This window comes from Mesorhizobium sp. M2A.F.Ca.ET.037.01.1.1, assembly GCF_003998075.1.
Taxonomy (GTDB): Bacteria; Pseudomonadota; Alphaproteobacteria; order Rhizobiales; family Rhizobiaceae; genus Mesorhizobium.
The window spans coordinates 1-2,066 of sequence record NZ_RZSA01001084.1 but is presented as its reverse complement, the minus strand read 5'-3'; the positions used below and the strand labels follow the sequence as shown (position 1 = coordinate 2,066).

Annotated in this window: 2 protein-coding genes and 1 pseudogene; 1 reads left to right on the top strand and 2 read right to left on the bottom strand. The window is 67.3% G+C overall.

The features are described 5' to 3' along the window. Window positions 1-654, top strand: a pseudogene (locus tag EOA27_RS33670) (bifunctional proline dehydrogenase/L-glutamate gamma-semialdehyde dehydrogenase); the annotation flags it as partial. Between the two features lie 31 nt (window positions 655-685). On the opposite strand, the gene EOA27_RS33665 reads toward EOA27_RS33670, so the two are convergent. Continuing rightward, complete coding sequence (locus EOA27_RS33665) at window positions 686-1,000, bottom strand: antibiotic biosynthesis monooxygenase (protein ID WP_126082224.1); 315 nt, start codon at window positions 998-1,000, stop codon at window positions 686-688. 53 nt (window positions 1,001-1,053) lie between these two features. Then, a partial coding sequence (locus EOA27_RS33660) for an energy transducer TonB (protein ID WP_245491251.1) occupies window positions 1,054-2,066 on the bottom strand: 1,013 nt, incomplete at its 5' end.

Here is a 2,066-nt window from a genome sequence, read left to right as displayed (position 1 = left end):
CCGCATTACCTGCGCCGCTTCCGCAAGGGGCCTGAGGCCGGAACCGAGGTTGCCGATGGTCACAAGGTGACCGCGACCGAGCTTGCCGACAATCTGCCCGATCCGACGCTGGGCGGCTGGTCGACGCGGCCGGACCGCGTCGCGATCCTGAGGAAGCATCTGCGCGGCAAGGGCGCGGCGGCGATCGCCGCGGCCGCCAGCCTCGATTTCGGCCAGGTCGACCTGCCTGGACCGACCGGCGAAGCCAACACGCTGTCGCTGGCGCCGCGCGGCCGGGTGCTTTGCCTCGGCCCGGACACCGAGACGCTGCTTGCCCAGACGATCCAGGCGCTCGCCGCCGGCAACGCGGTGCTTGCCGTGGCGCCGGGCGCGCCGGCAGCACTCTCGGCACTGACCGGCAAGGGCCTGCCGCTGGCAGCCATCGACGGCCGGCCGGACCCGGTCGAGGCGCGCTCACTGCGCGTCGATGTCGTCGCCTTCTCCGGCACGCCGGAAGCGGCGCGCATCGTGCGCAAGGTGATCGCCGACCGCGCCGGGCCGATCGTGCCGCTGGTCAGCGAAGTGCTCAACCCGGCCGCCTACGCGCATGAGCGCGCGGTCTGCGTCGACACGACAGCGGCAGGTGGGAACGCCAGCCTGCTTGCCGCCGCATAGTCGGTTCGAGACGAGTTAGGCGCAGGTGCGTTCAAGCGCCTTCGACGACCGAAAAGCCTTCGAATTGCGGGTGGCCGAGATAGTGCACCTTCGAGCCGCCGGCGTTGCGATGGGCGGCGCGGAAGTTTTCCGACTTCGTCCAGGCGACGAAATCCTCCTGGCTTGCCCAGACCGTGTGCGAGGCAAACAGCGTATAGCCCTCGCTCTCGTTGACCGGCCCGCGAAGCAGGTGGAATTCCCTGAAACCCTTCATTTCGGAGAGGCTGGAATCGCGGTTCTTCCAGACGTCCTCGAAGGCTTCCTCAGAGCCGTTCTGGACCTTGAAGCGGTTCATGGCGATGTACATTGGTTTCCTCGAATTGCATGAATTGTGGCGTTCAGGATGGCTTCAACCGGGTCTCAAAAGGGACCGATCCGCGCTTTGAACACCCAACTTGATCTTCCCGTCTCGGGTGGAATGGGAGGGAACGGTGCCTGCTTGCGCACCAGCGTCAAAGCGAATTGATCGAGCTCGGCGGAGCCGGAACTTTCGGCGAGCTGCAGGTCGCTGATGCTGCCGTCGGCCATGACGACAAACACCACCCTGGCGTTGTTGCGGGCCTTTGCCTGGACCGATTTTGAAACGCGGCGGTTGGCGCGGGCGAGCCTCTTTTGAATTTCGCCGCTGTAGCGGGATTCCAGGGCATTGCCGGCGGCGGCCTTCATCTTACCCTTGCTGGCGATGGTCGGCGCATCGCGTGCGTCGCCATCCGCTGTTTCCGTGCCGCGCGTCTCAACGGGTTGGCCTGATCCTGCCGGTGCGCTCGACGTTGCGGCCGCGGCCGGTGGGTGCTCGGGTTCGGCAGGCGACGCATCGGGGCTTTGCGGCTCGATCGCGGGCGCCTGTTCGCCGGCCATGGGCACGCTCTGATCGTCTTGGCGCACTGTGGCGGCCGTCAGCATATCGGGCGTGGATGCAGGCTCCTGGGCGGCTTCAGCCGCAGGCTGAGGCGTTACAGGTTGGCTGGCCGGTTGCGGCGCTTCGGTCGGCGGAGTGGGCTGGACTGCTTGGCGCTTAACCGGCTGCAGGTCCGCCACCAAGGTTACATCCACCGCGCCGGACATCGCGTCATTGAGGGCGCTGCCCTGGGCGTCGGCGCCTGACTGGCTGCTGCCCTCGGCCTGAATCGCGTCCAGGGGGTCGAAGGTTCCGGCGGGCGCGATGAAAAACGCCGCCGCGGCGGCGGCATGGAGCAAGCCGGAGACGACAATCGCCACCGGCCATTTGCGGTCTTGCGCCGACTGACGTCGCTGCGCGAGCGACTCGGCCGGCGGGATCGCCGGTTCGCTGTCGGCGTCGGGGAGGGGGTCGATGTCCTGCATGGCTCGCGAGGAGACCTGCGGCAAGCGACGCGTCCTTGTCAAATCAAGAT